This is a genomic window from Streptomyces sp. IMTB 2501, from assembly GCF_001953885.1.
Lineage (GTDB): Bacteria > Actinomycetota > Actinomycetes > Streptomycetales > Streptomycetaceae > Streptomyces.
This window is the reverse complement of sequence record NZ_MQUS01000029.1, coordinates 1-26073: the sequence shown is the minus strand read 5'-3', so window position 1 is coordinate 26073 and position 26073 is coordinate 1. Positions and strand designations below refer to the sequence as shown.

Below are 26073 nucleotides of genomic sequence, written 5' to 3'. Positions count from 1 at the left end.
CGTTCGATCACCGCCAGTGATGCCACCTCCGTGGAGGGGGACGGGCGACATGCGTTTTCAGTGGCGGTCGGTCAGGAACACCGAACGCAACTTGAGCCGGTCCGTGGCAGGTTGTCCATGGGGGCGCAACGTCCAGGAGTTGCCCGTGCAGTCCGGCTCGGTGAACACCATCACCCACGTGTCGGTGTCGTTGTGCGGGGCGAACGCCGGCTCGGAGGAGCCCGGGTCCGCGACCTCCGGCAGGGTGATGCAGCCGGGGCTCGGTGGGTCGTGCAGGGTGACCGACTGCACCGTGCCGTCGAGGCCGACGTACTTGTAGGAGAAGTCGCCGGTGGCGGCGTTCGCGGAGGCCGGCAAGGTGGCAACAAGAGCGACGGCGCCGAGGGCGGCACCGAGAGTATGGCGTAGACGCATGGGATCCCTTTGCTCGGCGGACACCGGCCGACGACCGGCCATCCGGCACAGAGCATGCCCCGCCCGCTGCCCCCGCCCCGGAATCATGAGGGCGCGCCGGGGGGATCTTGAGAGCGCACGGACGTGTCATCGGCAACGACCCGGCGCGTCTGCGCGCTCCGCCGTTCGGGTTACAGGGCCCGGCCCGGTCCCGTCCGTACCTCCGTCGCGGCCTGCTCAAACTGCGTGCGTCCTTGGCGGTTCCGCGGTGCCGGCGTGGGAGCGTTACCCCTCGGTGGTGCTGTCAGAGCAGTTTCTGCGGTGCCTGGTACTGGTCGACGGGCGCGATGTTGCACTCGTTCATGAGGGAGCCGAGCCCGTGCCCTCCGATGCCCTCACCTTCCGGTAGCGGCACCAGGCAGCGGCCGTCGATGTTGCCGAGCGGAGCGCCATGGTTGTTGAGGATGCCGCCTACCTCGCCCATGAGGGAGGTGTCGCCGCTGCGGGTTGCGAAGTCCGTCGCCGATGCGGGTACGGCGACGGCCGTCGTTGCGGCAATCGCGAAAGCCGCGCCGGCCAGAACCTTCATGATCACTGTGATGCTCCTGTTCGATGAGACGGTCATCTTCTTTGTGATCTGTCCAACGCCACATGGTGGTTGCAGTTACGTGTGCCGGACCAGCCGTCATCGGCGACCGACGACGCAGATGCCGTTGCCGCCCACGCTCGCCTCCAGCGCCAGATTGAGCAGCTTTAGCTTCGGACAGGTGGGGACCCGGCAGCTCGGACATCTGGATCGCAGTCGCCCCGGAAAACTCTGCCCGTGGGGCGATCGACGCAGAGATCGCCTGCCGCAACGGCGTTGTGTCGGAAGAAGACCTGGCAGCCAATGCAGAGCAGTTGGAAGCCCACGGCTGATCGAGGTGGTGAGGTCAGCCGTCGGGACTACACGACAATGTGCGGTCCCGGGCTTGGCTGCGTCCGACCACCTGTATCGCGTCACATCCAGCGACGTTGAATCTCAAGCTCCGCTCGGGCTGCCAAGGCCACGAGCTGTTCGCCACCGTCGTCCTTGCTGGGGTTACCACCGACACCTGGCAGCGGCTCGCCCAGACGGCCGGCCCCGACCCGAAGAGCAGCGGGCACCCGGCCCGTGTCCACGTGTGGCGGCTCAGGGTGCGCTGGGCGGTGTCGGCGGGCAGTCCCGGCAGCGCGCCGATCGCGTACGGCGGCTCAGCCGTCCTGTCCAAAGGCGTTTTCGGTGGCGATGCCGTTCCGGTGGACCAGATGGTCGACCGCGTCCACGGTGTTCTTGACGGTGTGATCGCCGACCGCGCCGTCGTTGTGCTGCGCGTGAGCCGGGGTGACGGCGGCCACGGCGAATCCGGTGGCCAGGGAGGCGAGGGCGAGGATGCTGCGCTTCTTCATGCCCGATCCAACTGGGAAACCCCGCCAGGGTCACGGCCCGGCCGGCCGCTCCTGAGCTGTACGGGTCGCACTCCGCCGCATCAGGATTCTGCAGACGTGTTGGCGCGCTCTGCTTGGGCCGGGCCTGGCTGGAGGCTGGTGGAGGGAGGCCGCGGCGGCTTGCCGCAGCCGTTCGGCCCTGTTGGTGCCGGTGCTCGGGGCGAAGGCGGTCACGGCTCGTCCGGTTCGGGCGGGGTGTGTGGGGTGTCGGTCAGTGGCGGGCCTCTTCGAGTGGTGTTCCTGCTTTGCCCGGCGGGCGGCGTGCGATGGCCGGCCGCGCTGATGTGGTTAGCGGTTTCTGGTGGTTTGCCTGTAGACCACGTGGCATGGGGATATGGACTGATGCCTTCACCGCGCCGGCAGAGCCGACCTTGCTGCTGGCGGGCGAGTTGTGTGTCAATGCGAGTCTGAACTGGGGGAGTGTCAGCGGGCAGGCCCGCTGGGACGGCTCTGAGATCGGTACCGTTCTGCGTTCCGAGGAGTACCCCGAAGGCCTGTGGGACGACGATCCGCCGCCGTGGGGCGACTCGTACGAGCGGGCCCGTCTGCTGGCTCGTGGTGACGCCGTTCTCGACGTGGTGCCGGCCCTTGGGCGGGCACCGTACGGGGAGGAGGACGTGGCGGTCGTCTTCCAGCATCTGGACTTCTCCAACCGGGCGGTCGCCGACTACTTCCGGTTCGAGGACAAACGCACGATGCTCGTCGCCTTCTCTCTGGCCCGTCCGCAGAACCGGCCCGTGTCGACGAACGACGGCTGGAAGCCCCATGGTCCGGTGCACCCGGTGCGCACATGCCTGGTGTACACCTTCAAACTCGCGAGTGAGGACGGCCCGCTTCCGCCCCTCGCGTCCATCGCCACCCGGCATTTCGGCCCGGACCTGGTCATTGGTGAGACCTGGGGATGAGCACTGCCTCAGCACAGCACCCCCAACCTCACCCGTGGGCCCGCCACCCGGCCGCTCCGGGGTCCGTCACGGGCGCCCGGTACAGCCCCGTAGGAGGCCCCGGTCAGGGGGCTTCCCCAGCTGGCAGATGGCCAGCTGGGTGTCATTTCCCGTGGCGGGGGTTTGGGGGCTGGGCGGGGGTGTTGCGTCTGGGGGAGGGCCGGCGTTTTGGCCGGTGGTGGGCGGGGTCATCGGGTGGTGGTGAGGGCTGCTGCGGCGGTGGTGAGGGCGGTCATGACGCCGCGTGTGGTGAGGGCGGCTTGTGCGGGGGCTGCGAGGGTGGGGCGGTAGTGGACGGGGAGGAAGGCGCCGGCTGCGACCAGGGCTGTGACGATGATGGTGACGAGGGCAAGGACGAGTGCGGACAGGGACATTAGGGGGTTCCTCGGTTCTCGGGCGCGGTCAGTGCGCGTGGCGGACGGGGTTGTGCGGTTCCGCCCGTTGGGTGACGGGAGTGTTGCGCAGCACGCCGCACTCTGAGGGAGCCCGGGGTTAGACGCCTCACGCCCCCAAACCGTCAAGTCGGTTGCTGGGATGGGCGTGTAGCTTTGTTGCCTGTGCGATTAGGGACGCAAGGGGGCTCGGGTGGACGTGGTGAGGGTCATGGAAGCGCTGGCCGAGCAGGGTGTCACGGTGTTGTTCAAGGCCGATGCCGAGCGCATGCGCGAGGGCGTGAAGCCGTGGACATTCGTGGCGAGCGGAGCTCCGTTCCGCGAAGATCTCCTGGTTCGCACGGACGCCGTATCCGTGGAGGCCTGCCTGGATGTCTGCTTGCCCCGCCTGCGCGAGTTCGGCTTGGTCATCCCGGAGTAACAGCTGGGGACTTATGCGGCGGCAATTGCCTCAAGGCATTTCGGCGGGGACGGGAAGGCCTGTGCTTCGTCGTAGCGATCGCCGTGCTGCAGGCAGTGGTAGAGCTGGCCGACCATGCGATTGAACAGGTTTCGCAGGGCGGAGGCGTGCCAGTCGCCGTGCTTGTCACGTCGTCGGCGGTAGTGGCCCTTGCTCCGGGTGAGGCGGTCAGCGCGGCGAAGGCCCACGGGTAGCCGGCATGGTTGAGCCGGTCGTTCTTCACGCGTCGGCAGGTGACGCTGGACTTCTTGCCGGAGGCTCGGGTGATCGGCGCGGCGCCCGCATACGCCTTGAGGCCCCGGGCGTCGACGAAGCGCGTGTGGTCGTACCCGATCTCGGCCAGCACCCGGGCGCCGAGTCCGGGCAAGCTGAGGGGATGTCAACGTCCGGGTGCTGAGGGAACGCCTCTTCCACCGCCTTGGCCAGGTCGTCGGCGGCGGTGCACGCAGCTTCCAGCTGGCCCAGGAGGGCCAGCATCTGCTTGCCAAGTGCATCCTCGACCAGCAGCAGCTGCCGGGCCCACTCACCTCGAAGCGTTTCCCGGAGACGCTCGGTGTCGGCTTCAATGCCGCGCTTGCGGCCGGACCGCCTGAGGGCGGCACTGATCTGTGCTCGGCTCAGCCGTGCGCCTTTGGCAGGTGTCGGCGCCAGTCTGAGAAGCTCGCGGGCCTTGGGCCGGCACAGGCCGTTGGTCCACATGGCGAAGGCATCCAGAGCGACGGGGTAGTACTCGCGCAGCAGGGACCTGAGCTGGTTGGACATCTGCTGCCGGTTCCAGGTCGCGTCCTGCTGTGTTCGGGCCAGGACGGCGATGGCGCGGGCCAGGTCGGAGTCGTTGGGCAGCGGCCGGGGGCGTGCATGTCGGTCCGCAGGATGTTCGCCAGGACCAGGGCGTCGCCGGGGTCGGACTTCTTGCGGGAGACGGAGTGCCGGTCGCGGTAGCGGGCCGCGGCCATCGGGTTGATGGCGAAGACCTGCCGCTTGCCGGTCCGCAGGACCGCGACGAGCAGGCCACGGGAGGTCTCGATCGGATCGGGCTGTCTTCGCTGTCGCCATGCTCGGCGAGCAGGTCCTGGGTGATCGTCTCGCCCTACGACACCTCGGCCCGCTATGCACGGCACGGGCACCTCATCAGCTGGAAGGGGTTCGCCGCTCATCTGACCGAGACCTGTGCTGCCGACGGCCCCAACGTGATCACGGATGTCGCCACCACCGTGGCCACCACGCATGACAGCCAGGTCCTGCCCGGCATCCACACCCGCCTGGCTCGTCGCGGGCTGCTGCCCGCCGAGCACCTGGTCGACGCCGGCTACACCTCCCTGCCCCACCTGGAACAAGCTGCCCGTGAACACCAGGTCACCGTCTCCGGACCGCTGAAGAGCAACCCCACGCAGCAGCATCGCCGAAACGAGGGCTTCGCCCGGGACGACTTCCATATCGACTTCGATCGTCAGCAGGTCACCTGTCCCCAGGGGCAGGTCAGCGCGGGCTGGCACGGCCCCTACCCGACCTCCTCGCCCACCGCGGCCCCGCTGATCGTGGCACGGTTCACCAAGAGCCAGTGCCGTCCCTGCCCGGCACGCACGCAGTGCACCAGCACCGCCGACAGCGCCCGCACCGTGGGCTTTCCCCCGCGCGAGCTCCGTGACCTGCAACTCCGCGTCCGCGCCGAACAGCAGACGCCCGAGTGGAAGGCCCGATACGCGGTTCGCTCCGGAGTGGAAGGCACGGTCAACGAGTTCGCCCGCGGACACGGCATGCGGCGCTGCCGCTACCGAGGACAGGGAAAGGTCCACGTCCAGCACGTGTTGACGGCCATCGCCGTCAACATCGAGCGCCTCGGCGGACTGTCACCGGCTGAAGAAGCCCCCACACCCCGCCGGCCGACTGCCTTCCAGAACTACCTCGACCAGCGCGAGATCCCTCGCCGGAAGTCCTGGCGAACCCTGGGTAGTTGACTCCGCCGACACCAAGATCCCCGACAGAGTCAAGCTAAGGGCTGTCCCGCAACTGATCTTGGCCTGAATGTGGTTGGTCAGGACTGGCTCCTGGGGACCACTGGGCGCTCCGCCGCCGCGGTCACGTCGTTCTCGTGGACTGTCCGGTTTGTTCACTTGGTGTCCAAGGCGGCCCAGGATGCGACGGGTGGCGGGCGGATACGCCTGGGGAAATGAGCGGCAGGGTCCCCCTGGTACGCGGTACGGTGCGCCGATGTCAGAGATCAAGAAGTTCCAAGTCACCTTTGACTGCGCAGAACCTGAGCGCCTCGCTCGCTTCTGGTGTGAAGTGTTGGGGTACGTCATACCGCCGCCACCTGAGGGGTTCACCACCTGGGGCGATTTCAACCGCACCCTGCCTCCTGAGAAACAGGGATCATGGTTCGCCTGCAGTGATCCCTCAGGCGTGAGCCCGCGCCTGTACTTCCAGCGCGTCCCTGAAGGCAAGATCGTCAAGAATCGGGTGCATCTCGACGTCCGGGTCGGTACCGGGCTCGTGGGGGACGAGCGCCTCGCCGCGCTCGAAGCCGAGTGTGCACGACTGGTCGCGCTCGGTGCGACCCACGTGCAAACGCTGTATGCCGATGAGGAAAACGAGTCGTGCATCCCGATGCTGGACATCGAGGGCAACGAGTTCTGTATCGACTGAACATTCTTTGAGCCGGGGAGGTGGGGAGCCACCTCCCTTGGGCCTCTCTGGTCTCGTACGGGGCGTGAGTTACCCCGCGAGGGCGAGGTTGTGCAGCCGGGCGATGCCGAGCATGGCGATGTGAACGCCGTCGCCTTTCAGACGGCAGTCGCGGAGGATCTTCCATGCCTTCATCCGCGCGAAGACGTGCTCGACGCGGGCCCGGACCTTGCGGTGGGAGGTGCTGTGCCCCTCTTTCCAAGCTGGCAGTTCGGTGTGGCCGCGTTCACGGCGGTGCGGAATGAGCAGGCCGGTGCCCCGATAGCCGCCGTCCGCGATGACCGTGGCCCGGCCGACGGCGGCCTTCGCACCGGAAAGTTCCCAGGCCTTGCAATCGTTGCGGTTGCCGGGCAGCGGCCGGGCGACGGCGACGACGAGTCGGGAGTCGGCATCGATGACGACCTGGTGGTTGGTGGAGTACCGGTAGTTCTTCGACTGTTCGGCAATCGTGTGGTCGCGGGTCGGGACCAGGGTGCCGTCCACGATCAGCACGGCGTCCTTGCGGAACCTTCTGCGATGCTGAAGCGCGAGGTGGTCGATAACACGGTCGGCGGTTTCCTTCGCGAGGCCTTTGGTATCGGTGACCGCTCCGCGGTGACCGTAGCGTGGGGCAGACCGGCGAGGAGGGTCCGAGCAAGTGGTCAATTCGTCGCAAAGGCTTCGGATTTTGAGGGGCTTGTGGACAATGCCAACCAATCGGTTGCCGAGTTGGCGTACCTCAGGTGGTGCCCAGTGATCTGGGCACGCTGTCGTCCATGATCAGGCCAGTCGCCAGGAGGCAGCCGTCGATCAGGTAGGGCCAGATCGGCGGCGGTGAAGTCGGCCAGATGCCGCTTGAGGAGCGACCAGATGCCCTCGGCCGGGTTCAACTCGCGGGCGTAGGATGGCATCTGGAATATGCGTAACGAGTCCTCGTGCTCCTCGGCGAAGTCTGCCAGCTCCTCCACTCCCGCTCCAGCTGCTCCCACTGCACCCGGCTCAACCGCTCCAGCGACGCCGGCCCCGCCGAGCGCAACGCGTCCGCACCCCCCTGCTCCCACGCCCGCCGCCAGCGCCGCACCGACCGTGCCGTCACCCGCAGATATCGTGCGACGGCTTCGCTCTTCTCCCCACGAGCGAACCGCTCAGCCGCCTGAAGGCGCACCCGCTCCCGCTTCTCCTGCTCCCTGGGCGTCAGTCCGCCCCCATGCGCGTACCGCATGGCGACGTCGTACCGCAACGATCAAGAACCGTAACGAACTGGCGGACTCCACGAGTTCAGCTGAGTAACCCCCAGATACAGCACCGACGCCCGTGCGGCGAGCTTCCCGGGAACCCCGGCGATGACCGTGCCCGGTGTGTCGGCTGATCAAGATCAATCCTGGGCAGGGACCGTGTCGTCAGCGTTCTCCGACGCTGACGACACCGTCTTGCGGGAGGTTCAAAGACGGTTTCTCAGGTTCATGGCCGATGGCCCCTCCGTGCAGGGTCGATCGTCTAGGCAGCCGGGAGGCGCTCTACTGGCGGACTGCTGAGATCAGTCCGCCGGGTTGCTCCTCGCGCTGCGGCGGGGTGCTGATCGGGCGGCCGTAGGCGGCGGCGCGCTCGCGCAGGGTGTGGCCGCTGGCCTCCCAGCCGTGTCCGGCCAGCCAGTCCACCGGGTCGTCGGGCATCTCCGAGACCCACATGGACGCCGCCGACCCCGGCACGGCGTCCGCGGCGAAGCGCTCGATCACGCCGCGCGAGCCCAACGTCAGCCCCATCCGACTGCCTGCCGCCGACTGCGCACTGATCCGGGTCAGCAGCAACTCCACCGCGTCCTCGGGCAGATAGATCAGCAGTCCTTCGGCGATCCACACGGTCGGCACCGCCGGGTCGTGCCCTGCGGCGGCCAGCGCGCCCGGCCAGTCCTCACGCAGATCCACCGCGACGGTGATCCGCTCGCAGCGTGGGACGGCCCGCTCCTGGCGCAGCACCGAAGCCTTGAACTCCAGTGGCGCGGCGGTGTCGACCTCGAACAGCCGGGTGCCCTCGGGCCAGTCCATCCGGAAGGCCCGGCTGTCCATGCCGGCGCCGAGCAGCACGACCTGCCGGATCCCGGACGCGGAGGCCTGCTGCAACAGGTCGTCGAGGAACTTCGTCCTGATGACGATGGAGAACGACACGGCCAGCCGACGGCGTCGCGCGGCCTCGTCATCGGGCGGCGGCGAGGAGGGCCACAGGCCGCCGGCGGCGGCGAAGGCCTGTGCCAGTGGGTCGCGGAACAGCGCGTTCTCCCGCTCCGTCTCCAGCGCCCGCACCCTGGCCACCCCCACCGCCGTGGCCCACACTCCCGACGGCTGCACCCGCTCCTGCTCATCAGTCACCCCGCCAGCCTAGATGATCGATCCAAGGGCCTGATGAGTGGAGCCAGGTTCATGCGCGGCCAGCCGGTCATGCGCGCACTGACCATCTACGACCACTGAACCCCTTGGAATCGATCATCTAGATCCGTCACACCATCGATCATCTCGGCTCAACGGTTATCCGGTGACCAGGGTCCAGTGCATGTCGTGGAGGGTCTGTCCGATCGGTACGTAATAGACGCCGGCTAGGCACCAGGGCGTCCTGCGATGACCGTCGAGGACGGTGTCGGAATTGTATGCGGGCGGGCAGGAGATGGTCCGGTCGAGGGCGGTGATGATTCCCCGTGCTTCATCAGCTGTGTGGTTGCGGACGCTGGTGAAGACCGGGCCGCCGCTGTCGCCGTTGATGGCTGCGACACCGCCGGGAGTGGCGGAGGTGGCGTAGGCGAGGTCGACGTCGGGGCGGTAGATGTGGTTGGGTCCGGTGACGCCGATGTCGGTCTGGGCTATCCGCACACCGCAGTGCACGCCGCCGTTCGCGCCGTCGGTGCACACGTAGTCGCCGACGTTGTTGTGCCCCCAGCCTATGAGGGGTTTGGCGTAGCCGTCGGTGCGGCTTGCAGGGCCGTCGTAGAGCCAGCCGCGCAACCGCTGTGAGGGCAGCTTGATGCCGACCACGTCATCCTGTGCGGAGCGCTGGGTGGCGTCGGTGGTGCCGACGAGGTCGCCGCCCCACCAGGTGGTCCACCGGCCGACGGCAGCCGGGCCGCAGTGGTAAGCCGTCGTCAGCATGTACTGGCCCTGGGCGTTCTTCACGCCGAACGAGCCGGAGCAGATGCCGCCGGTGGGGTTGCTCAGCGCCGAGGCTCCGGTCCAGGGGGAGCGGTCATGCTGACGGGAAGCCAGATCCACGCTCCGCAGCCGGTGGATCGCGGCGACGTGCACGCCCGCCCGCTGTCCGGCTGCCGCGGCTACCTGCCGCGACATCTTGCCCTGCCCGCCCGCCAGGAGGCCGCTGGCCGCACGGGTTGCGCTGTCGTAGCCGACCTCCAGGCCGCTGCCGTCAACCGCCGGACCGATGCTGGTGATGCGGACAGTAGCCGCGGTGCCCGCGACCCGTAGGTTCATCGAGGCCAGGCTGCTCAGCAACTTCGCGCGGGCTGCGTGGAGTTCGGTCTTTGAATAGCGGGCGGGGTCGACCTCGGCGGTCACCCCGTGGGGGAGATGGGCGAGGATGTGCGCAACCCGCTGGGGCGGGGCGCCTTTCCAGTACAGGCGCAGGTGGTTGTGGTTGGGGTCGACCTCGACCTCAGCGAAGCCGGGTATGCGCGCCCGGTCGGCCTCGGAGAGCCCTTGAGTGATCCTGCCGGCAACGGCATCAAGGACCTGCTGGCGTTCGTCGATCCGTGTGCCTGCCCGCGAGGCTGCCTGTGTGGTCGGCGCGGAGGAGGCGCCCGCGAAAGGCGGGATGACGAACGGCACCGCGGCGGCTAGGGCCGCGGCTGGCAGGATGAATGCCATCCATCTGTGACCTGCAGCGTGTCTCATATGCCGGTGTCTTTCTGCTGGAGCCAGGGTGACGCGGACATGTTCTTATATGACGGGTCCATCCGACAAAACGATGATCGGTCTTTCGGGGAAGGTTGCGAAGCGGCAGCCGCAGATGGCTGTGACTTCGTTCATCGGCCCCGGCATGTTGGCTTCCGCTGGCCTTGTGGGTGCCGACACAGCGAACATCGGCGTCACCGGTCACTCGGACAGCGATGTCCCGATGGTGTCGACGCGCCCGAACCACCCGCCGCCGGCGTCCCATCGCGTGTCATCCGGCGCGATCGCCTTGGCGGCCTCATCCACGAGTACGCACAGGTCTCATAGGATGACGGGATTGTCGGCACGCACAGGGGCGGGCCTCGGCGGTACACCGCCCGCTGGAGCTGGACGGACGTGGTGAGCTGACCGCCGCGCATGTGCGGCTGGTCGCGGCTCCGATCCGTCCGCGCGCCTTGGACTTCTGGTCGTCCAAACACGCACAGCTGAGTGGCTCCTCACCCGCTGCACTGGAGGACCGGCGCGCCTGCTCGCGGCCGGCCACCCCAGGTCGCGGTCTACGACCCCCTTGAGGAATCCCTGCGATGGTGAGCCCGCTCTCCAACGACGCCGCCGGGTTCGCCCCGCTGGCCCCTTGGACCGTATGGCAGGCATGGGACGACTCTGTCGGTGGGCGGCGGAACGGCGGCCTCATCCGACCGGCTGCTCACCCTTGACGACGGTGAAGGCGATACCGCCCAGCTGCGAGGTGAGGTAGCGGCGCAAGGCCGTTGAGGCGCTGCCTGCCTGGCTGGTCTGCAGTTCGATGCAGGAATGGTCCGTGGCCGGGCCGATCTGGTAGACGGGGAACCCGGCAATCGTCGGGGCCCTGTGCGCCATGAGCCCACGGACGGCCGCCTGCAGTGCCCGCTCGGAGTAGCGGCAGGCAAGGATGTCGAGCCGGTTGAGGTCGACGGCCGGGTGGGCACGCTTGGCCGCCTGCGCCAGCAGCCTCCCGCGCGCCACGTCCGTGACACACAGCGCCACCCGCCCCGGGGTGTAGCCGTCGATCATCGTGCCGAAAATATCCGAGTACGCGGCGTTGAACTCCTCGTCGCCGACAGCCTGTGCAAGTGCCTGTGCCCGCCCGGTGTCGTCGGAAGTGCCACTGCCCGCAGCGGGTGAGGCCGCGCCCTGGCCCCGCACGCCATCCGGACAGGAGGCGGTCGCGGTCACCCCGCCGCTCGGACTCCTGCTGCCGGCCGAGGACACGGACGTAGTGCTGGCAGACGGTGTCTGCGGCGCCGCCGAGTTCCCCAGCGAGGACTCCGCGCACGCCGTAGTGGCAGCCAACATCCCTGAACAGAGCGTCAGAGCAACAGCGCGCCGCATGGTATTCCTCTTCCGCCCGTAGTCCCTACCAAGCGCAGCCGCTCCCCACCAGCTCCGAGACGCCGCGACACGATGGCGCGCAGTGTAGCGAGTTGGGAATGGCTCAGGGCCGCCGTGCCCAGTAGTGGCCTGTCCAACAGGGCGAAACTGAACGCCGAGCATCTGCAGCGCCTGCCAGCCACGGAGTGGAATGGGCGGCCTCGGAGTAGGAGAGGGGCCCTGCACAGCGGCGGGCGCCCCGCGATCGCATTCCGGGTGCCCGCCGCGTCGTACAGCAGCGAGCCACCCGGTCCATCCCCGGCGCCAAGGGCAGATCCAGTCCGGGGCCGTGTTAGAGCTGCAGGCATGGCTCGGACACCGGTCTCCCAGCTCCACCCAGTTCTATGCGATCTCCCCCAAGAGGCTGGCCAAGGCGTACAGCGAAGCGGGCTACTTCGCCCGGAACGTGCTCACCATCGAGATCCTCGTCGACCGAGACGCTATCGATTCCGGGGCGGCGGGCACCGGCGACCCTGGCAGTACTACGACCTGAGCCACGGCTGGTGCACCTACTCGTTCTTCGAACAGCGCCAGCACGGGATGGCCTGCGCCCGCTGCGACTTCTACACCCCCAAGAACTTCAGCAAAGCGGCCGGCGGTGGCACGCACGGTGTCGGCGGGCGGCCTGTCGATGGTCAGGCTCGGGCTGGCAATGGGCGGCGGCTCCTCGTCGGCCGGCTCGGTGGCACTGGCCTGCCGCACTAGCCGCTCGACGAGCTCCGCAGCCGCGTCGCCTGCGTCGATCAGCAGTGCACCCTGCTGGAGGGGACCGTTCCGGGACAACCTGCAGCTCGGCTGTGCCGAACCGGCCTCCGAAGAGGAGCTGGCCACCGTCCTGGAAGCGGTCGGGCTGCTGCAAGGACCTCACCTCCTTGCCCGAGGGGCTGGGCACCACGCTGGGACGGGACAACGCTCTGTCCGGTGCGCAGCGCCAACGCCTGGCTCTGGCACGGGCCCTGCTCACGGACGCCGACATCGTGCTGCCGGACGAGCCCACCTCGCAGATGGACCGCATCAACGAGAAGTGGTTCCGGCGGGTCGTCGACGACCTGGCGACCACCCGATCCGTCATCGTCGTGGCCCACCGACTGTCCACCGTGCAGCACGCCGACCACGTGGTGATGCTGACCAACGGCACCCTCACCGACGCCGGGCCCCACCAGACGCTGATGGACCGCTGCTCTCCCTACCGCGACCTGGTCAACAGTCAGCGGATGCAGGCCGCCTGACGATGTCGGCAGACCGTGCGGGCCACACGGTTGTTGCGGTAGGCCATGATCCCGCCGACGACCAGGCCGCGGGAGCGAGTCACACACGGGCTTCGTCGTCCCGCAGGTAGGCTCCCGCACGCGCTGCAGCCTCGGCGGCCTGGTCTGCGGCGGCTTCGTCGAGGCGGTCGTTGCTGGTCAGCAGGCGGTAGTAGAGGGGGCGGAGACAGCACGGATCACCTTGTGGACATCGGTGCCCTCGGGCACCTCGCCCTGGTCGATGGCCTGCTGGACGCAGGGTGCCCACTCCCTGATGCGGATGTCGTAGAACCGGTGCAGGGCCTCGGCGGTCTTCGCCTCACAGGTGGTGGCGGCGATCATTGCCTTGAACAGCGCTCCTTGCCGCGGGTCGGCCAAGGTGCGCTGCACGAGCCGGGCGTTGGCTTTGAGGTCACCGAGCAGCGAGCCGGTCTCGGTGCGCGGCGGTGACTGCTCGGCCCATCCCAGATCTTGTGTGGGTATCCCCGGCTTCAGCCGGGGAGGGAAACGCATCCTCGGACCGGGGGCGCGCAGCGCCGGAGTTCGCTCCGTGTCTGGGGTGAGGGTCAGATAGGCCGTTTCTGGCTCTCGATGTACTGACGGACGATGCTGACCGGTGCACCGCTGCACGATCCGGCGAAGTAGGAGCGGGACCAGAAGACGGAGCCCANNCCGTCTCGAAGCTGCCGCACACTTCCCGCATGATCTCCTCGCATCGCTTCAGCATCGCGTCATCGAAGACGCCCTTGCGGTACTTCGTGACGAACACCAAGTGAGCGTGGAGGTTGTAGGCGACGTGACGGCCGGTGCGGATATCTGGGTTTGGTTCCCAGCGTGGTGACATATACCAAGGCTAGTATGATCTTGCAAGCTGGCCGGGAAGGGGGGTGGGCCGGATGATCCGTGCGTACAAGTTCCTCATGCGGCCCACCGTGGGCCAGACGGCAGCGCTCGGCGAGATGCTGCGTGATCACTGCTCCCTCTACAACGGGGCATTGCAGGAGCGTCGTGACGCCTACCGGCACGCCTCCAAGACCTCGATCAAGTACGGGCAGCAGTCCGCCCAGCTCAAGGAGATCCGCGCCTTCGACCCTGAGCGGCAAGGCCGCTGGTCGTTCTCGTCACAGCAGGCCACCTTGCGCCGCCTGGACAAGGCGTTTAAAGCCTTCTTCCGGCGCGTGAAGGCCGGGGACAAGCCGGGCTATCCCCGCTTCCGGGGTGCGATGTGGTTCGACACCGTGGAATTCCCCAAGGACGGCGACGGCTGCCGTTGGGACTCCACCCCGCACGACCCCGTCACCCGCGTCCGCCTGCAAGGCGTGGGGCACGTCAAGGTCAACCTGCACCGGCCGGTGGTCGGAAAGGTCAAGACCGTCAGCGTCAAGCGTGAAGGCAAACGCTGGTACGTCATCCTGACCACCGACCAGGCCGAGCCCGAACCCCTGCCCGCCACCGGCTCGGTGGTCGGCATCGACATGGGCATAGCCAACTTCCTCGCCGGCTCAGGCGGCGAGTTCGTACCCAACCCCCGCCACGGCCGCAAGGCCGCCGCCAAGCTCGAAGCCGCACAGCAGGCCCTCGCCCGCTTCCCCCGCGTCCGGCGCGACAAGCGCACCAAGAACCACCAGCGGGCCGTCCAGCGCGTTGCCGACCTCCACCGCAAGGTGAGGCGTCGGCGCCTCGACCACGCCCACAAGACCGCCCTTGCCCTCGTCCGCGAACACGACTTCATCGCGCACGAAGACCTCAAGATCCGCAACATGGTCAAGACCCCCGCACCGAAGCCCGACCCTGACCAGCCGAGCACCTTCCTGCCCAACGGCGCGGCAGCGAAGGCCGGACTCAACCACTCGATCTCGGATGCCGGATGGGGGGTGTTCCTGACGGTCCTGCACGCCAAGGCTGAAAGCGCCGGACGAGACGTGATCGCCGTGGACCCCCGTAACACCTCCCGGACCTGCCCCGAATGCGGGCACGCCTCAGCGGAGAACCGGCCCACCCAGGAGAAGTTCCACTGCGTCTCGTGCGGCCACAGCGCGCACGCGGACACGGTGGGCGCTCTCAACGTTCTACGGGCCGGGCTGGTCCGTCGCGACGCCCGCCAGGGTTAGCGAGAAGCCCCGGCTTCAGCCGAGGGAGGAGTCACGTCCAGCAGCAAATCGGGCACCAGGCCGGTCACCGTTCCACAGCGGCGGTAGACGGTGGTCTTGCCCACCTCGGCACTGCGCGCGATGTCGGCGAGGTCCAGGTGGGCAAAGCCATGCTCCGTCAAGGCGTCCCCAGCCGCTTGCAGCACCGACGCCCGCAACCCGCGCCGTGCGCCCTCCAGGACGGACGGTCCTCGGATCCGCATCCTCAAACCCCCTAAAAGGACTCCAGTTTCGTTAATCACTCGCTGTCGTCGGTGAAGGCGGTGTTGGCCAGCGGGCCGCGCCGCAACAGCGACCAGATGCCCTCGACCGGGTTCAAGCCGGGTGCATAAGAGGGCAGTTGCACGATGGTGAGCCAGTCGTGTGCGGCGGCGTACTCGCGCATCCCGGCAGCCCGGCGGGTGTTGAGATCATCCCAGATCAGCACGATGGGTGCCTGGAGTTGGATGTGGGCACGCACGACCAGGTCGCGGTAATCACTCCACGCGACGGTGTCGCGTCCTTTGCCTCGATGCTTGCGGTGGCGGCGCGGCCGGTAGATCAGCCGGGACGTCTCGCCCGCCCTGTAACAGCACATCGCCGCGATCGACCAGCGGCGTCAGGAACGGCCCCGCACCCGCACCACCGGCGTGTGCCCACGCCAGGCCCAGGTGCGGGCGCGCGGCGACGTCATCGAGAACCCGGGTTCGTCCTCGAAGACGACGTACGCCCCCGGCGCCGCCGCGGTCGTTCCGCCTGCGGCCACACATTCTTCTTCCACAGGCCCACCGCCTGCTCGCAGCGCTCCAGCGCCCGGCGGGCGGGACACTGCCAGGACCAGCCGTGCCGGTGCAGCAGCCGCCACACCGCCGCCGACGAGCAATCCAGCGAGAACTTCCAGGCGATCAACGTTCTGCTCCGGGCGAGGGTCCACCGCTGGTCCTCCCGACCGTGCGCGGCCGCCCCCGCGCCAACTCCTTCTCCAGCTCGGCGAACTGGCTATCGGGCAGCTTGGGCAGTTTCGGCGGCCCCGCGGAGGCGAGCGCGCCCATCCCGCCCTCCCGCCAGGCACGGCGCCAGCGTTCCACCGACCGCTCACTGACCCGCAGATCCTTCGCGATCACTGCGGTTCTCTCACCGTGCGTGAACCGCTCACCGGCCTCGTACCGGATCCGCTCGCGAAAGTGCCGCCGCTCCGCGGTCAGCCCACCACCCTGCGCATACCGCATGCCATCGGCCTACCGCAGGGATCACGACACATCATCCCCGACAACAACCCGAAGAACTCAGTAGGCACGATTTTGAGGTCGCGAACAGATAGCAGTACGACCCGCGCCAGGCGGCCCCGGCAGGGCGCCGAGGCCTGTTCGGCCTGGCATGCGGTGTCGGTTGCGGAAGACCGGCCGGCCTCCGGTTACGACAGGGTGGCTCCCTCCGCGTTCAGTGCCGCCGGCACCGGCTGGAAGAAGGTCTCGCCGCCGGACGTGCAGTCGCCGCTGCCTCCCGAGGCCAGGCCGATGGCCGCGTCGCCGTCGAAGAGCGCGCCGCCGCTGTCGCCGGGTTCGGCGCACACATTGGTGTCGATGAGCCCGGAGACCGAGCCCTCCTGATAGTTCACCGTCGCGTCGAGGCCGGTGACCGACCCGCCGTGGAGACCGGAGGTGCTGCCGCTGCGCTGGACCGATTCACCCACGTAGGCGTCGGCGGCGTGGGTGATCTGCTGGCTGCTGCCATTGTGGAGGTCGACGACACTGGCGTGGTCACTGTTCGCGTCGTCGTACCGGACCAGGGCGTAGTCGGTGCCGGGGAAGCGCGAGTCGACGGTCTGGGCGACCTCGCCGCCGCCCTGGGAGTCGGACCAGGTCGAGGAAGCGTTGCCGCAGTGTCCGGCAGTCAGGAAGGCCGGTGTGCCGTTCGCCGACACGTTGAAGCCGAGGGAGCAGCGGACGCTGCTGCCCCAGATGGCGTCGCCGCCCGCGATGTACGGCTTGAACGCGGTGGCGGCCCGACGTACGACGACCTTGTCGCCGAGGGAGTGGACCACGGTGTTGAGTTGGGTGCGCTTGGCTCCGGTGACCGTCGGGTCGACGGTCACGACCACCTTGTCCTGGCGGGGGTCGATCGACCAGGCGGTGCCCGCGATCCGGGCTCGCTGGGTCAACGTACCCAGGGCGGCGCGAAGTTGGGTGGTGGAGTAGCGAACGGTTCTGGGGGCGGCGCCGGAGCCGCGAACCTGGTCGGCCGCGGACGAGTCGGTGATGTTCACGACGAAGCGGTGGGCCGCGGCATCGTAGTAGGAGCCGGCGGCGCGGTTGCCCAGTCGTGCGACGAGGGCCGCGGTGGATGCGGCCTGGGTCGCGTCCGGCTTGGGTGCGGTGGTGGCGGGTGCGGCCGTGGCCGATCCGGCGCTGGGGAGCAGGGCCGCGCCGGCCGTGAGGACTACGGCGCTCGCTCCGGTGAGCGCACGGGTGGTGAGAGTTGTTCGGCGTTGCGCCATGTGAAGCCTCCATTGGGGGTCGCCCCGCCCACTGGACGGGCCGGGGCCGGAGGGATGACGGAGATGGGGACGCCTGCCCCGCACGGACCGGACGTGTCCATGCGAAAAGGGGACGAGTATGGCGATGTGTTCCCGCCATACCAAGGAAAGGTTCCGTCGGGGCGCCTGGCGTGACGGACAGTCAGGGGCTGCTACCATCTCCGCACTCCGGGTTCCGCTCCCACGCCTGGCGTCAGGCATGGTGCCTGTCACCGCGCCCGCCGTCCATGCTCGGTTTACCCACGCATTGCCGGTACACAACGATTCCGTCCTGAATTCGAACCAGACCTCCTTCTTTTGGCCCCTCTTGGTCGGCCTGAGACCTGACATGGCATCACACCGCTGCCTGGGGCAGGCATTGCCGGGGTTCACTTGAGCAAGACACGGAAGAATGAGGTCGGTTGTTTGTTGGTCAGCTTGGAACCCTGTTGGTGGGTGAGATTGGTCTTGTTTCGGTGATAATTGATATTCCGTCTGGTGAGTTGCGTATGTTACGGTATGCGCATTTTTGGCCGTGGAATGTTGAGGCTTGGGCTGCAGCGCCTCGGTCTATCTGAAATTCCTTGACACCGTTGAGAAGTCTTGTGGAGCGGTGTGGGGCCTTCAGGCGCTGGTGGGTGTCGAGCGGTCGAGGTCGGTGCTGTGCTGCTCGCACCGGTGCCGGGCGTGGACATGCTGTCAGCGGCGGGGGCACGGAACGGCGTTGCGGAAAACGCAGTGGTCGAACGCTTCGGAAGTCTCACCGGCACCCGCTTTTTCGCGTGGGGTTGCGGGCTTCAGGCGAGTGCTTCGAGCGCCCCTCCTCGCGCTCTGTCTCGGTGTCTCACGCCGGCGCCACCGTGGTGGGTGACCGGGGCCGGTTGCCTGTCGACCGGTCACGTGGTGGGTGGCCGGACCGGGGCGGGGCCGGGCGCTGTGGCGGCCACACGGACCGGACTCGCGCCGGCAGGCAACGATGCTCTTGCGAATCAGTCGTCAACCGCTGACTGGTCAGCCACCAGCCGGTACTGGACATCCAGGAGGAGGATTCCCATGGCTCGGATCAGGTTGCGTCACGGCGGAGGGGGCGCCGCGGCTGCCCCGCAGTCGATAGAGGGAGAGGGGGGTGTGGTCACCGCGGAGGGCCGAGAGGCGAGGCCGGTGATGGGTGTGCGGGGAAGGGTGGAGACGGCCGCGGCGTTCCTCAGTGCCTTGGCCTTCGTCCTGTTGCTGGTGCGGCCCGGCTGGATCGAAGCGCTCCTCGGCGTTGACCCCGACCAGGGCAGCGGTGCGCTCGAGGCGTTCATCGCCGTCTTCGCGCTGTGTGCCACGGTCGCGTTCTCCCTGATGGCCCGGTGGGAATGGCGGCGCAGGGACCGGGCCGTGAATACGCCGTGACGCCGGGCTGCTGGAGTGGATCTGGGAATAGCCCGCCTGCCTCGGCTTCGGGCGAGCGGTTCACGCGTGCTGTGGCGGACGGTCCGGCAGCTCTGCTCGGCCCCGGTTTGGCCCGGGTTCGGCGGTGTCCCCGCTGAGGGCGTCGCGGCCATGGTCCCCGCGTACAGCGGCCACGCCGGTGCCTCGTACCGGGCGTAGACCTCCTCCGGCCTACGCCCGGCTGCGGGCATGAGTGCGGCAAGTCTGTCGGCGGTCCGCTTGGCGCGCCTGGTCTTGGTGTTCGATAAGAAGACCCCAGCTTCACAAAGTGCTCCTGGCCGTCGACCACAACGGTCTCTACGTGCCCCTGGGAACCGTCAGGTTCCCTTCCCGGGTCTTGTACTGCTGTACTGCGCGAGGGTGTCAACGGCCATGTCGTTCTCCCCGTAGGCGGCCAGGAGTTCGCCCCGCTGGCGGCCATCGAGATGGGCTCTGATCAACATTTCGGGATGACCGTGCGTGATCGGTTCACGGTGTGAGCAGAATGCGGCGCCGCAGGAGATCGAAGTTGGCCCGTCCATACCCTTGACGTTTGAGGTATTTCACCCGGTTCACGTGGCCCTCGACCATGCCGCTGGAGTAGGGCTGGGTGAGGCCGTCGGTGACGGCGTCGAGGTCCTTGCTGAGGTTGCGGGCGAAACCGCGCAGGGGTGGCAGCTCGCTGCCCTGGGCCGCCTTCATCCAGCGAGGCAGCAGACGGCCGTCGAGTTTCTTCATCATCGCGGCGAACGCCGCGATGTGCCGTCGTAGATCGGCGAGTTCAGGGCAATCGGCCAGGATGCGCTTGAGGCGGAGCTGCTGACCGGAGCTGAGGTTGTCGGGGTGACGGGTGAGCCAGCCGGTCACCTGCCGGACCGTGGGCGCCTCCGACCTCTTCGGGGTCGGCGACTCGGCGGAGCGCAACGGCTCGAGCCAGCGCCGGACACTGCGGCTGCTGCCGCGATAGCCGCGTTCCTGAATCTCGCGGAACAGGCGCCCGCTGTCAGTGCACCCCTCCTGCCAGCGCATATTGAGGTACTCGGCCCAGGGCTGCAGCATCCGTCGGCTCTGCCGCGGCGGCGAGAGCAGGTCCGCGACGACTGTCGCGTGGGCGTACTTGCGGACCGTCTTGCGGTCCATCCGCAGGGACTTGGCGATCACCTCGATGGCGACGCCCTTGTCGTACATCTCGTGCACCGCCGCGAAGTTGCGGCGCGTGTTCGCGGCCCGCTTGCCCTCGATCGCCGGCGGCTCGGCAGGCCGTCCCGCCAGGGCGTCCTGGTTCGCTTCCTCGGCCGGAGTGAGGCAGGAGCGGTGGGCGACGACGCACTTCTCGACCGCCTTGCACAGGTTCCGCCAGGGGTGAAAGCGATCTGCGGTCTGGACCGCATCCGGCGCGGCCTGCGGATCGCCTCCGCGTACGCGCTCGCGCGGTCACGGCACACGATCTCGGCGCCGGGATGTTCTTCGAGCCAGGCGGTGAAGGTCTCGGCGGTGTGGTCGGGCAGGACGTCGACGACGCGGCCGGTCTCGATGTCGATGAGGACCGTGCCGTAGACGTGACCGCGCTTGAGTGCGAAGTCGTCGACGCCCAGTACCCGCGGGCTCTGCTTCGGCGGCTCGGCAGGCAGCCTCCGCACACGGTTAAGCAGGGTGTTCGGGCTGATCGTGCAGTGCAGCAGAGCGGCGAGCCGGACACCGGCCCGACCGGCCAGGCAGCGTGCGATCGATATCAGCATCGCCTGCTGCAGTTGGCTGCGGCGGCCGTGGCGGCCGTGGCGGAAGGTGAGCCCGTCGACCCGCTCGACGAAGGTTCTGCGCGGGCACGACGACTGCTCGCACCGGAACCGGCGAACCGTCAGACGTATCGTCGTCGCCTGTCCACCGATCGCGACGTCAGCGAGCCGCCGACGATATCGGTCGTGGACTCGCTGTGAGTGCGTCCCGCAGCCTGGGCACTGGCCTGAGCGAGCAGCCGCCGAGGCGGTGATACAGATACGTCCACCATCAGCTCGCAGGTCCTCGATCGCGACGCTGGCCAGGTGCGGCAGCAGCGTCTTGGCTATGTGATCTCCTAACACACCTGGTCAACAAGGGGGTTGGAGATCAGTTACGTACGGTCATCCCGAAATGTTGATCAGAGCCGCCGTCCAGTCTCACCACGACCCGCTACACCCTCAACAACCCGCCAACCCCAACAAGTTGACGATCTCGCCTCACCGCGCTACGCAACGCAGGTCTGGTGAGTGCCCACCGCGCCGGCCGCTCCGTCCTCTGCGCCCGCACCACCGTCGCCGAAACCCTCCTCGCAGCCGGGCTCCCCTTGAAGCTGCAGATCCCAACCCCCCGAAGGTCTTCCGGAGCCGACCGCTTAGCCTGGTGGGGTCATGAGCAGCCACCCATGCGCGAACGGGGCATCCGTGTACACGTCGCCCTGGCGAGGCTCGGCAGTCCCGAGGTACCTGAACCCGCGAATCGGGAGGACCAGCCGGGGCCGACGCCCCGGTACTGGTCCCGCCCACACGCAGCCGGGGCGGGTGTTCCCGCTCGTCCAGCGACTCACTCGTCGCAGGTGCACCGATGACGGTCATCTTCCTGGGCTCCCCTGTGGCCCAGGAAGAATCCCGCTGCTTGCGCAGGTGAAGGTAGCTTCCCGTCAGCCACAGCGTCAACTATAGTTTAGCCACGTCAAGAGAGAGCAGCGCATCGTGCCCCATGCAGGCGAGACAGCGGACCGTGAGACGCCGTTGCCGGCGCCCCCGGTTCCCGTACCCGGTCCCGGCGCGTCCTTCGCCGACCGTCTGAACTACCTGTTCGACAGGGTCCGGGCGCCAGGCGCGGACGAGTTCAGCAACGCCCACGTGGCGCGGACGATCTCCTCGTACGGCCAGGAGAGCATCACCGGCGCGTACATCGGCCAGCTCCGCAAGGGCAGCAAGACGCCCACCGTCAAACTCGTCCCGCTGTTCGGCCGGTTCTTCGGCGTAGAGGCCGGCTTCTTCGTCGAGGACGAGGTGACCCGCAAGGTCGCCGAACAGTTCGAGCTGCTGCGCAAGCTCAGCCAGGCGGGTGTGAAACAGATCGCACTTCGCGCCATCGGACTGTCCCCGCACAGCCTCAACGAGGTCATGCAGAAGATTGATTCCGTGCGGGAGAAGGAGGGCCTGCCCCCCTCCCCCGAAGACGACCTTTCCTGACCAGCCACTACGCTCAACTCCCACGGGGCTCTTGAGAGGAACACGCATGTGGCACCGCCGCCGTGCGCGCCGGCCCGTCGACCGAACCGAAGAAGTCGAGCGGCGCAGCAGAGCGTTCGTCGAGGAACTTGAGCTTCCCGCCGTCAACAGCGTCCTGGAGTTGCGTCCGTTCATCGAGCGGAAGCTCAACCGAGAGATCCGCTTGATGCCGTTCATGCCGGACCTCTCGGACCCGGCCTCCTTGGACCCCTCGACGCCGTGCGGTCTGTGGCTTGCCACCGTCGACACGGACTACCTCTTCTACGACGAAGGGGTCAGTGCGGCATACACCGAGATCGTCGCCGGCCACGAGTTCGCCCACATGCTCAAGCACCGCCACAAGAAGGAGTCCTTGGACGTCGCCGGCCTCGGCGGTCTCATCACGGACATCGACCCTGCCACCGCTCAGCTGGTCCTCGGCCGGACCCAGTACGACGAACCCGACGAGTTCGAAGCGGAGATGATCGGCTCCCTCCTGCAGGAGCACGTGTCCAAGGCTCGGGCGGCCTCCGCCCGAGGCTCCCAGGCCGACGACCCCATAGCCCGCACGCTGCTGCGCTGACCGGAACAGACCACCGTGAAAGACATACTCCACCCCCTGTGTCTTGCGATCGCCGGCACAGGGTTCCTCCTCCTGCTCCGCGACCTGGGCAAGCGGAGACGCGACCCCGCCCTGGTGGTCCTCGCCTTCACGTTCGGGTTCTCCGCGCTCAGCTACTTCATCGCACTCACCTGGGTGTGGGTGCGCATCGACGGCATCCTCGGCGTGCCAAACATCGCTGTGCCGCTGGCCCAGAGCTGCGTCGTCCTCGTCTTCGCCCTCCAGGCCACGGTCCTGGCCTACTGGTCCAGGCCCCTCGACGCGGCCCGGCGCCGCGGCCGCCAGTTGCTCATCACAGCCGGCTGCGTCATCGCGGGCATGGCCTCGCTCTTCGCGCTCCTGGCCCCCACCGTCGAGCGGCCCTTCGATTTCTCGCTCTACTACGCAGGCAATCCGTACTTCCAGGCGTACCTGTGGCTCTACATCGGCGCCTACACGCCGGCCCAGATCTACCTCGCCCGGTCGTGCTGGAAGTACGCCCTCGCGACCGCCAACCGGTCGATCGCCGTCGGCCTGCGCCTCGTGGCCGTCGGCGCGGCCATCACCCTCGGCTACAGCGCCATCCGCATCGGGGCCGTCCTCGGCGCGGTCTTCGGATTCAGCGTCAAGGGTCTCGACCCCTACGCGTGGATCTGCGGCGATGTGGGCGCCACCCTCACCCAGATCGGCTACTTCCTCCCCACACTCGTCCGCCGCGTGGAAGACGGCAGGAACTGGGCATCCGCGCACGTCGGCTACCGGCGCCTGCGGCCTCTGTGGGCCGCCCTGGCCCAGGCACACCCCGGAATCACCCTGCTCCGACCGGACCCGCAGCGCGGTTCCATCCTTCACGGCCGCAGCGCGCACTTTCCCCTTCTGCGACGCCGCACGGAGATCCGCCACGGCCAGAAGCTGCTGCGTCGCTACCTCGACCCCGCTGTACGCACCGAGGCCGAGGCACGGCGCGCGGCCGAAGGGCTGACCGGCGCCGAACTGGTCGCGGCCGTGACCGCCGACCAGATCCATGCGGCCCTCACCCGTTTCCACACGGACGCCCCCGTCGAGGCGCCAGTCGAGTACGTGGACGCCCACCTGCCCCTGCCGACAGCCGAGGACGAACAGCTTCACCTCGAACGCGTCGCCCGCTTCTTCACTCCGCCCGACCCAGCGACACCCACCACCGATCTCCCCAGCACCGCATCAGGAGCCCATTCGTGATCCTCCGCCGCACCGTGCTCGCCACCACGCCTGCCCTCGCCACCGTCACCGCCCTGAGCGCCTCCGCCAGTGCGGGGCCCCACACCGGCACGAGCCGGCGCCGCGCTGCCCCGCTGCGCCTCGCGTCCGCCGGCGACCAGCTCACCGCCCTGCGCGAGGGCAAGATCACAAGTCGTGACCTGCTGGAACAGCACCTGGAACACATCGAGCGAGCGAACCCCGAGCTGAACGCCGTCATCACGCTCGACCTGGAAGGTGCCCGAGCGGCCGCCGACAAGGCCGACCGGCACCTCGCCGAGACCGGGAACGTACTCGGCCCGCTCCACGGCCTGCCGATGACGGTGAAGGACGCCCTCGAGGTCGAGGGCATGCGCACCACATGCGGGACGCCCAGCCTCTCGGGCCATGTCCCCGACAGCGACGCCGACGCGGTCGCCCTCCTGCGCGCCGCCGGCGCCGTCATCATCGGCCACACCAACGTCCCGAACATGTGCCAGGACATCCAGACGTCGAACCCGATCTTCGGCAGGACCCTGAACCCCTTCGACTCCGAGAAGACCGCCGGCGGCTCCTCCGGTGGCCCGGCCGCCGCGGTCGCCGCGGGCTTCACCAGCCTGGAGGTCGGCTCCGACCTCGCCGGCTCGCTGCGCCTGCCGGCCGCGTACTGCGGTGTCTACGCGCTGCGGACCTCGCGCGGAGCCAGCCCGATCGTGCCCACCCGCGGTCACATCCCCCGCCTGCCCGGCTGGGCCACCAGCAGCGACATGATCACGCTCGGCCCGATCGCCCGGACCGTCGAGGACCTCGGTCTCCTCCTGGACGTCATCGCCGCGCCCGCACCCGCCGACCGCGGCGGATGGAAGATCGACCTGCCGACCCCGGCCAAGACCGAGCTGGGCGACTACCGCGTCGGCATCTGGGCGGACGACGCGTACTGCCGCATCGACGCCGACAGCCGCGCACTCCTCGCCCAGGTCGCCGAGCTCGTCAGGGGACTGGGTGCCACTGTCGACGACTCCACCAAGCCCGTCGACTTCGCCGAGAGCGACAAGCTGTTCCAGCGCCTCATGTACGCCACCGGCTCGGCCACCGCCACCGACACCGCGTTCGCAGCCGACGTCGCGGCTGCCGAGAAGATCACCGCCGACGACCCCAGCGGGTTCTTCCTCCGATCCCGCACCATGCGTCACCGCGACTGGTGCGTAGCCGACGAAGCACGGCAGAAGCTGCGCGGCGCCTGGGACGCCTACTTCACGGACCACGACATCCTGATCACCCCCGCCACGCCGACTGCCGCCGTCCCCGACCAGAGCAGCACTCCCCTCCCGCAGCGGTACATCACGGTTGACGGCACGAAGCGCCCGTTCTTCGACCAGACCAGCTGGCTCAACCTGGCCAGCCCGGTCGGACTGCCGGCCATCGTCCTGCCCGCCGGCACGACCAGCGACGGGCTCCCACTCGCCGTCCAGATCATCGGCCCCTATCTCGCCGACCGCACAGTTCTCCATGCGGCCAAGCAGCTCGCACAGCGGCTCCCCGAGCCGGCTCAGCCGTCCGTGTTCTCGGCGTAGCCGAATCTGCAGCTCGCTTCGCGGAGTTCCGGGCCGGGTCGGTCCGGAACGTCCGTGAGCCCGGGAAGTCGGTCGCCCAGCGTCGCCGCCCTGACCATGGTCGTCAGACTCGTAGAGTCCGCGCGGGAGCGGTGAGCGGTGGCGGGCCGTGAACGTACGTGCTGACCCACCTGGCCCGTAATGCCGACGGCGGCCGGAACCTGCTGGTCTGGGCCCGGACCGGAGTGGAGACGCCGGAGTATCCGAGTCCGGCCGCCCGGGACGAGCAGGGTTCCTGACCGTTGCTCACGGCGATGCCCTCCCGGGCCAGATCGGTTCACCCGATACGGCACATCGCGGCGTTCGCCGCGATGATGAAGAAACTCGACGGCCGTCTGCTGCCTCGCTGGATGAAGGCGGCCAAGGGCAGCGAGCTGCCACCCCTGTGCGGTTTCGCCCGCAACCTCAGCAAGGACCTCGACGCCGTCACCGACGGCCTCACCCAGCCCTACTCTAGCGGCATGGTCGAGGGCCACGTGAACCGGGTGAAATACCTCAA

The 26073-nt window shown here is 68.4% G+C and carries 26 protein-coding genes and 9 pseudogenes; 13 read left to right on the top strand and 22 right to left on the bottom strand.

Annotated elements, in window-relative coordinates:
* Positions 1–57: 57 nt before the first annotated feature.
* From AV521_RS36000 to AV521_RS35990, 3 genes are all read right to left on the bottom strand, one after another.
* Positions 58–414, bottom strand: a complete 357-nt coding sequence (locus tag AV521_RS36000) for a hypothetical protein (protein WP_076094664.1) — start codon at positions 412–414, stop codon at positions 58–60.
* A 283-nt stretch (positions 415–697) separates the two neighbouring features.
* Positions 698–982 (bottom strand): hypothetical protein, encoded by a 285-nt coding sequence (locus tag AV521_RS35995; RefSeq protein ID WP_256725807.1) that lies wholly within the window; start codon positions 980–982, stop codon positions 698–700.
* 644 nt (positions 983–1626) lie between these two features.
* On the bottom strand, positions 1627–1821 hold the full coding sequence (locus tag AV521_RS35990; RefSeq protein ID WP_076094661.1) for a hypothetical protein: 195 nt from the start codon (positions 1819–1821) through the stop codon (positions 1627–1629).
* A 365-nt stretch (positions 1822–2186) separates the two neighbouring features.
* On the opposite strand from AV521_RS35990, the gene AV521_RS35985 reads away from it, so the two are divergent.
* On the top strand, positions 2187–2765 hold the full coding sequence (locus AV521_RS35985; protein WP_143658707.1) for a hypothetical protein: 579 nt from the start codon (positions 2187–2189) through the stop codon (positions 2763–2765).
* A gap of 227 nt (positions 2766–2992) precedes the next feature.
* Here the strand turns inward: AV521_RS35985 and AV521_RS49640 are convergent, their stop codons facing one another.
* The gene (locus tag AV521_RS49640; RefSeq protein WP_076094657.1) at positions 2993–3178 is read right to left on the bottom strand and encodes a hypothetical protein; all 186 of its coding nucleotides are present in this window, start codon (positions 3176–3178) and stop codon (positions 2993–2995) included.
* A gap of 229 nt (positions 3179–3407) precedes the next feature.
* Here AV521_RS49640 and AV521_RS35975 point away from each other — a divergent pair, with 229 nt between their 5' ends.
* A complete protein-coding gene (locus tag AV521_RS35975) occupies positions 3408–3617 on the top strand; it encodes a hypothetical protein (protein ID WP_079249576.1) in 210 nt (69 codons plus the stop codon).
* Positions 3618–3628: 11 nt separating this feature from the next.
* On the opposite strand, the pseudogene AV521_RS47000 reads toward AV521_RS35975, so the two are convergent.
* A pseudogene (locus AV521_RS47000) lies at positions 3629–4728 on the bottom strand (transposase); the annotation flags it as partial.
* Positions 4729–4732: 4 nt separating this feature from the next.
* Here AV521_RS47000 and AV521_RS35960 point away from each other — a divergent pair.
* Positions 4733–5614 carry a transposase gene (locus AV521_RS35960; RefSeq protein ID WP_256725806.1) on the top strand — a complete coding sequence of 294 codons (882 nt, stop codon included), beginning with the start codon at positions 4733–4735 and terminating at the stop codon, positions 5612–5614.
* A 253-nt stretch (positions 5615–5867) separates the two neighbouring features.
* The gene (locus tag AV521_RS35955) at positions 5868–6302 is read left to right on the top strand and encodes a VOC family protein (RefSeq protein WP_076094653.1); all 435 of its coding nucleotides are present in this window, start codon (positions 5868–5870) and stop codon (positions 6300–6302) included.
* A gap of 69 nt (positions 6303–6371) precedes the next feature.
* Here AV521_RS35955 and AV521_RS35950 read toward each other — a convergent pair.
* The 6 genes and pseudogenes from AV521_RS35950 to AV521_RS35920 all read right to left on the bottom strand — a co-directional run.
* A pseudogene (locus tag AV521_RS35950) lies at positions 6372–6911 on the bottom strand (transposase); the annotation flags it as partial.
* 71 nt (positions 6912–6982) lie between these two features.
* Positions 6983–7288, bottom strand: a complete 306-nt coding sequence (locus tag AV521_RS35945) for a transposase (RefSeq protein ID WP_076094652.1) — start codon at positions 7286–7288, stop codon at positions 6983–6985.
* A complete protein-coding gene (locus AV521_RS35940) occupies positions 7207–7542 on the bottom strand; it encodes a helix-turn-helix domain-containing protein (protein WP_143658706.1) in 336 nt (111 codons plus the stop codon). Before AV521_RS35940 ends, AV521_RS35945 begins: the two co-directional genes overlap by 82 nt.
* A gap of 295 nt (positions 7543–7837) precedes the next feature.
* A complete protein-coding gene (locus AV521_RS35935; RefSeq protein ID WP_076094648.1) occupies positions 7838–8650 on the bottom strand; it encodes a class I SAM-dependent methyltransferase in 813 nt (270 codons plus the stop codon).
* Between the two features lie 192 nt (positions 8651–8842).
* Positions 8843–10186, bottom strand: coding sequence for a hypothetical protein (locus AV521_RS35930; protein ID WP_079249564.1), 1344 nt, complete (start codon positions 10184–10186; stop codon positions 8843–8845).
* Between the two features lie 717 nt (positions 10187–10903).
* Entirely contained in the window at positions 10904–11428 is a 525-nt protein-coding gene (locus AV521_RS35920; RefSeq protein ID WP_076094646.1) for a hypothetical protein, read from the bottom strand.
* 484 nt (positions 11429–11912) lie between these two features.
* On the opposite strand from AV521_RS35920, the gene AV521_RS35915 reads away from it, so the two are divergent.
* Both AV521_RS35915 and AV521_RS51480 read left to right on the top strand, forming a co-directional pair.
* On the top strand, positions 11913–12116 hold the full coding sequence (locus tag AV521_RS35915; RefSeq protein WP_256725805.1) for a hypothetical protein: 204 nt from the start codon (positions 11913–11915) through the stop codon (positions 12114–12116).
* A 379-nt stretch (positions 12117–12495) separates the two neighbouring features.
* Positions 12496–12852: an ATP-binding cassette domain-containing protein gene (locus tag AV521_RS51480; protein WP_076094644.1), complete on the top strand. Its 357-nt coding sequence runs from the start codon at positions 12496–12498 to the stop codon at positions 12850–12852.
* 79 nt (positions 12853–12931) lie between these two features.
* Here the strand turns inward: AV521_RS51480 and AV521_RS35905 are convergent.
* From AV521_RS35905 to AV521_RS52930, 3 pseudogenes are all read right to left on the bottom strand, one after another.
* Positions 12932–13329 (bottom strand): annotated as a pseudogene (locus tag AV521_RS35905) (TetR-like C-terminal domain-containing protein); the annotation flags it as partial.
* Between the two features lie 107 nt (positions 13330–13436).
* Positions 13437–13532: pseudogene (locus AV521_RS52935) on the bottom strand (transposase); the annotation flags it as partial.
* A gap of 26 nt (positions 13533–13558) precedes the next feature.
* A pseudogene (locus tag AV521_RS52930) lies at positions 13559–13714 on the bottom strand (transposase); the annotation flags it as partial.
* 52 nt (positions 13715–13766) lie between these two features.
* Here AV521_RS52930 and AV521_RS35895 point away from each other — a divergent pair.
* A complete protein-coding gene (locus tag AV521_RS35895; RefSeq protein WP_076094789.1) occupies positions 13767–14981 on the top strand; it encodes an RNA-guided endonuclease TnpB family protein in 1215 nt (404 codons plus the stop codon).
* 5 nt (positions 14982–14986) lie between these two features.
* On the opposite strand, the pseudogene AV521_RS46995 reads toward AV521_RS35895, so the two are convergent.
* From AV521_RS46995 to AV521_RS35880, 6 genes and pseudogenes are all read right to left on the bottom strand, one after another.
* Positions 14987–15224: pseudogene (locus tag AV521_RS46995) on the bottom strand (TetR/AcrR family transcriptional regulator); the annotation flags it as partial.
* Positions 15225–15270: 46 nt separating this feature from the next.
* Positions 15271–15606: pseudogene (locus AV521_RS35890) on the bottom strand (transposase); the annotation flags it as partial.
* 12 nt (positions 15607–15618) lie between these two features.
* A complete protein-coding gene (locus tag AV521_RS52375) occupies positions 15619–15765 on the bottom strand; it encodes a hypothetical protein (protein ID WP_305965209.1) in 147 nt (48 codons plus the stop codon).
* A 62-nt stretch (positions 15766–15827) separates the two neighbouring features.
* A pseudogene (locus AV521_RS52370) lies at positions 15828–15908 on the bottom strand (winged helix-turn-helix domain-containing protein); the annotation flags it as partial.
* Positions 15905–16228, bottom strand: coding sequence for a helix-turn-helix domain-containing protein (locus tag AV521_RS52365; protein ID WP_305965208.1), 324 nt, complete (start codon positions 16226–16228; stop codon positions 15905–15907). The gene AV521_RS52365 and the pseudogene AV521_RS52370, both read right to left, overlap by 4 nt.
* A gap of 185 nt (positions 16229–16413) precedes the next feature.
* The gene (locus tag AV521_RS35880) at positions 16414–17496 is read right to left on the bottom strand and encodes a S1 family peptidase (RefSeq protein WP_076094642.1); all 1083 of its coding nucleotides are present in this window, start codon (positions 17494–17496) and stop codon (positions 16414–16416) included.
* Positions 17497–18642: 1146 nt separating this feature from the next.
* Between AV521_RS35880 and AV521_RS35875 the strand changes: the two genes are divergently transcribed.
* The gene (locus AV521_RS35875) at positions 18643–18912 is read left to right on the top strand and encodes an ABC transporter permease (RefSeq protein WP_256725804.1); all 270 of its coding nucleotides are present in this window, start codon (positions 18643–18645) and stop codon (positions 18910–18912) included.
* 507 nt (positions 18913–19419) lie between these two features.
* Here the strand turns inward: AV521_RS35875 and AV521_RS46985 are convergent.
* Positions 19420–20118: a transposase gene (locus AV521_RS46985; RefSeq protein ID WP_079249562.1), complete on the bottom strand. Its 699-nt coding sequence runs from the start codon at positions 20116–20118 to the stop codon at positions 19420–19422.
* Complete coding sequence (locus AV521_RS52925) at positions 20088–21011, bottom strand: transposase family protein (RefSeq protein WP_079249561.1); 924 nt, start codon at positions 21009–21011, stop codon at positions 20088–20090. Before AV521_RS52925 ends, AV521_RS46985 begins: the two co-directional genes overlap by 31 nt.
* A 627-nt stretch (positions 21012–21638) precedes the next feature.
* On the opposite strand from AV521_RS52925, the gene AV521_RS35860 reads away from it, so the two are divergent.
* The 5 genes and pseudogenes from AV521_RS35860 to AV521_RS35840 all read left to right on the top strand — a co-directional run.
* A complete protein-coding gene (locus AV521_RS35860) occupies positions 21639–22127 on the top strand; it encodes a hypothetical protein (protein ID WP_079173681.1) in 489 nt (162 codons plus the stop codon).
* A gap of 46 nt (positions 22128–22173) precedes the next feature.
* Entirely contained in the window at positions 22174–22728 is a 555-nt protein-coding gene (locus tag AV521_RS35855; RefSeq protein WP_256725802.1) for a hypothetical protein, read from the top strand.
* Positions 22729–22743: 15 nt separating this feature from the next.
* A complete protein-coding gene (locus tag AV521_RS35850; RefSeq protein ID WP_076094639.1) occupies positions 22744–23964 on the top strand; it encodes an MAB_1171c family putative transporter in 1221 nt (406 codons plus the stop codon).
* Positions 23961–25535: an amidase family protein gene (locus AV521_RS35845; RefSeq protein ID WP_076094638.1), complete on the top strand. Its 1575-nt coding sequence runs from the start codon at positions 23961–23963 to the stop codon at positions 25533–25535. Before AV521_RS35850 ends, AV521_RS35845 begins: the two co-directional genes overlap by 4 nt.
* 350 nt (positions 25536–25885) lie before the next feature.
* A pseudogene (locus tag AV521_RS35840) lies at positions 25886–26073 on the top strand (ISL3 family transposase); the annotation flags it as partial.

Excerpts from the sequence above, each read along its gene's own strand:
- AV521_RS36000 (WP_076094664.1), bottom strand. The coding sequence starts at position 414 with ATGCGTCTACGCCATACTCTCGGTGCCGCCCTCGGCGCCGTCGCTCTT.
- AV521_RS35995 (WP_256725807.1), bottom strand. The coding sequence starts at position 982 with ATGAAGGTTCTGGCCGGCGCGGCTTTCGCGATTGCCGCAACGACGGCC.
- AV521_RS35990 (WP_076094661.1), bottom strand. The coding sequence starts at position 1,821 with ATGAAGAAGCGCAGCATCCTCGCCCTCGCCTCCCTGGCCACCGGATTC.
- AV521_RS35985 (WP_143658707.1), top strand. The coding sequence starts at position 2,187 with ATGGGGATATGGACTGATGCCTTCACCGCGCCGGCAGAGCCGACCTTG.
- AV521_RS49640 (WP_076094657.1), bottom strand. The coding sequence starts at position 3,178 with ATGTCCCTGTCCGCACTCGTCCTTGCCCTCGTCACCATCATCGTCACA.
- AV521_RS35975 (WP_079249576.1), top strand. The coding sequence starts at position 3,408 with ATGGAAGCGCTGGCCGAGCAGGGTGTCACGGTGTTGTTCAAGGCCGAT.
- AV521_RS35955 (WP_076094653.1), top strand. The coding sequence starts at position 5,868 with ATGTCAGAGATCAAGAAGTTCCAAGTCACCTTTGACTGCGCAGAACCT.
- AV521_RS35940 (WP_143658706.1), bottom strand. The coding sequence starts at position 7,542 with ATGCGGTACGCGCATGGGGGCGGACTGACGCCCAGGGAGCAGGAGAAG.
- AV521_RS35930 (WP_079249564.1), bottom strand. The coding sequence starts at position 10,186 with ATGGCATTCATCCTGCCAGCCGCGGCCCTAGCCGCCGCGGTGCCGTTC.
- AV521_RS35895 (WP_076094789.1), top strand. The coding sequence starts at position 13,767 with ATGATCCGTGCGTACAAGTTCCTCATGCGGCCCACCGTGGGCCAGACG.
- AV521_RS52365 (WP_305965208.1), bottom strand. The coding sequence starts at position 16,228 with ATGCGGTATGCGCAGGGTGGTGGGCTGACCGCGGAGCGGCGGCACTTT.
- AV521_RS35880 (WP_076094642.1), bottom strand. The coding sequence starts at position 17,496 with ATGGCGCAACGCCGAACAACTCTCACCACCCGTGCGCTCACCGGAGCG.
- AV521_RS46985 (WP_079249562.1), bottom strand. The coding sequence starts at position 20,118 with ATGTACGACAAGGGCGTCGCCATCGAGGTGATCGCCAAGTCCCTGCGG.
- AV521_RS35855 (WP_256725802.1), top strand. The coding sequence starts at position 22,174 with ATGTGGCACCGCCGCCGTGCGCGCCGGCCCGTCGACCGAACCGAAGAA.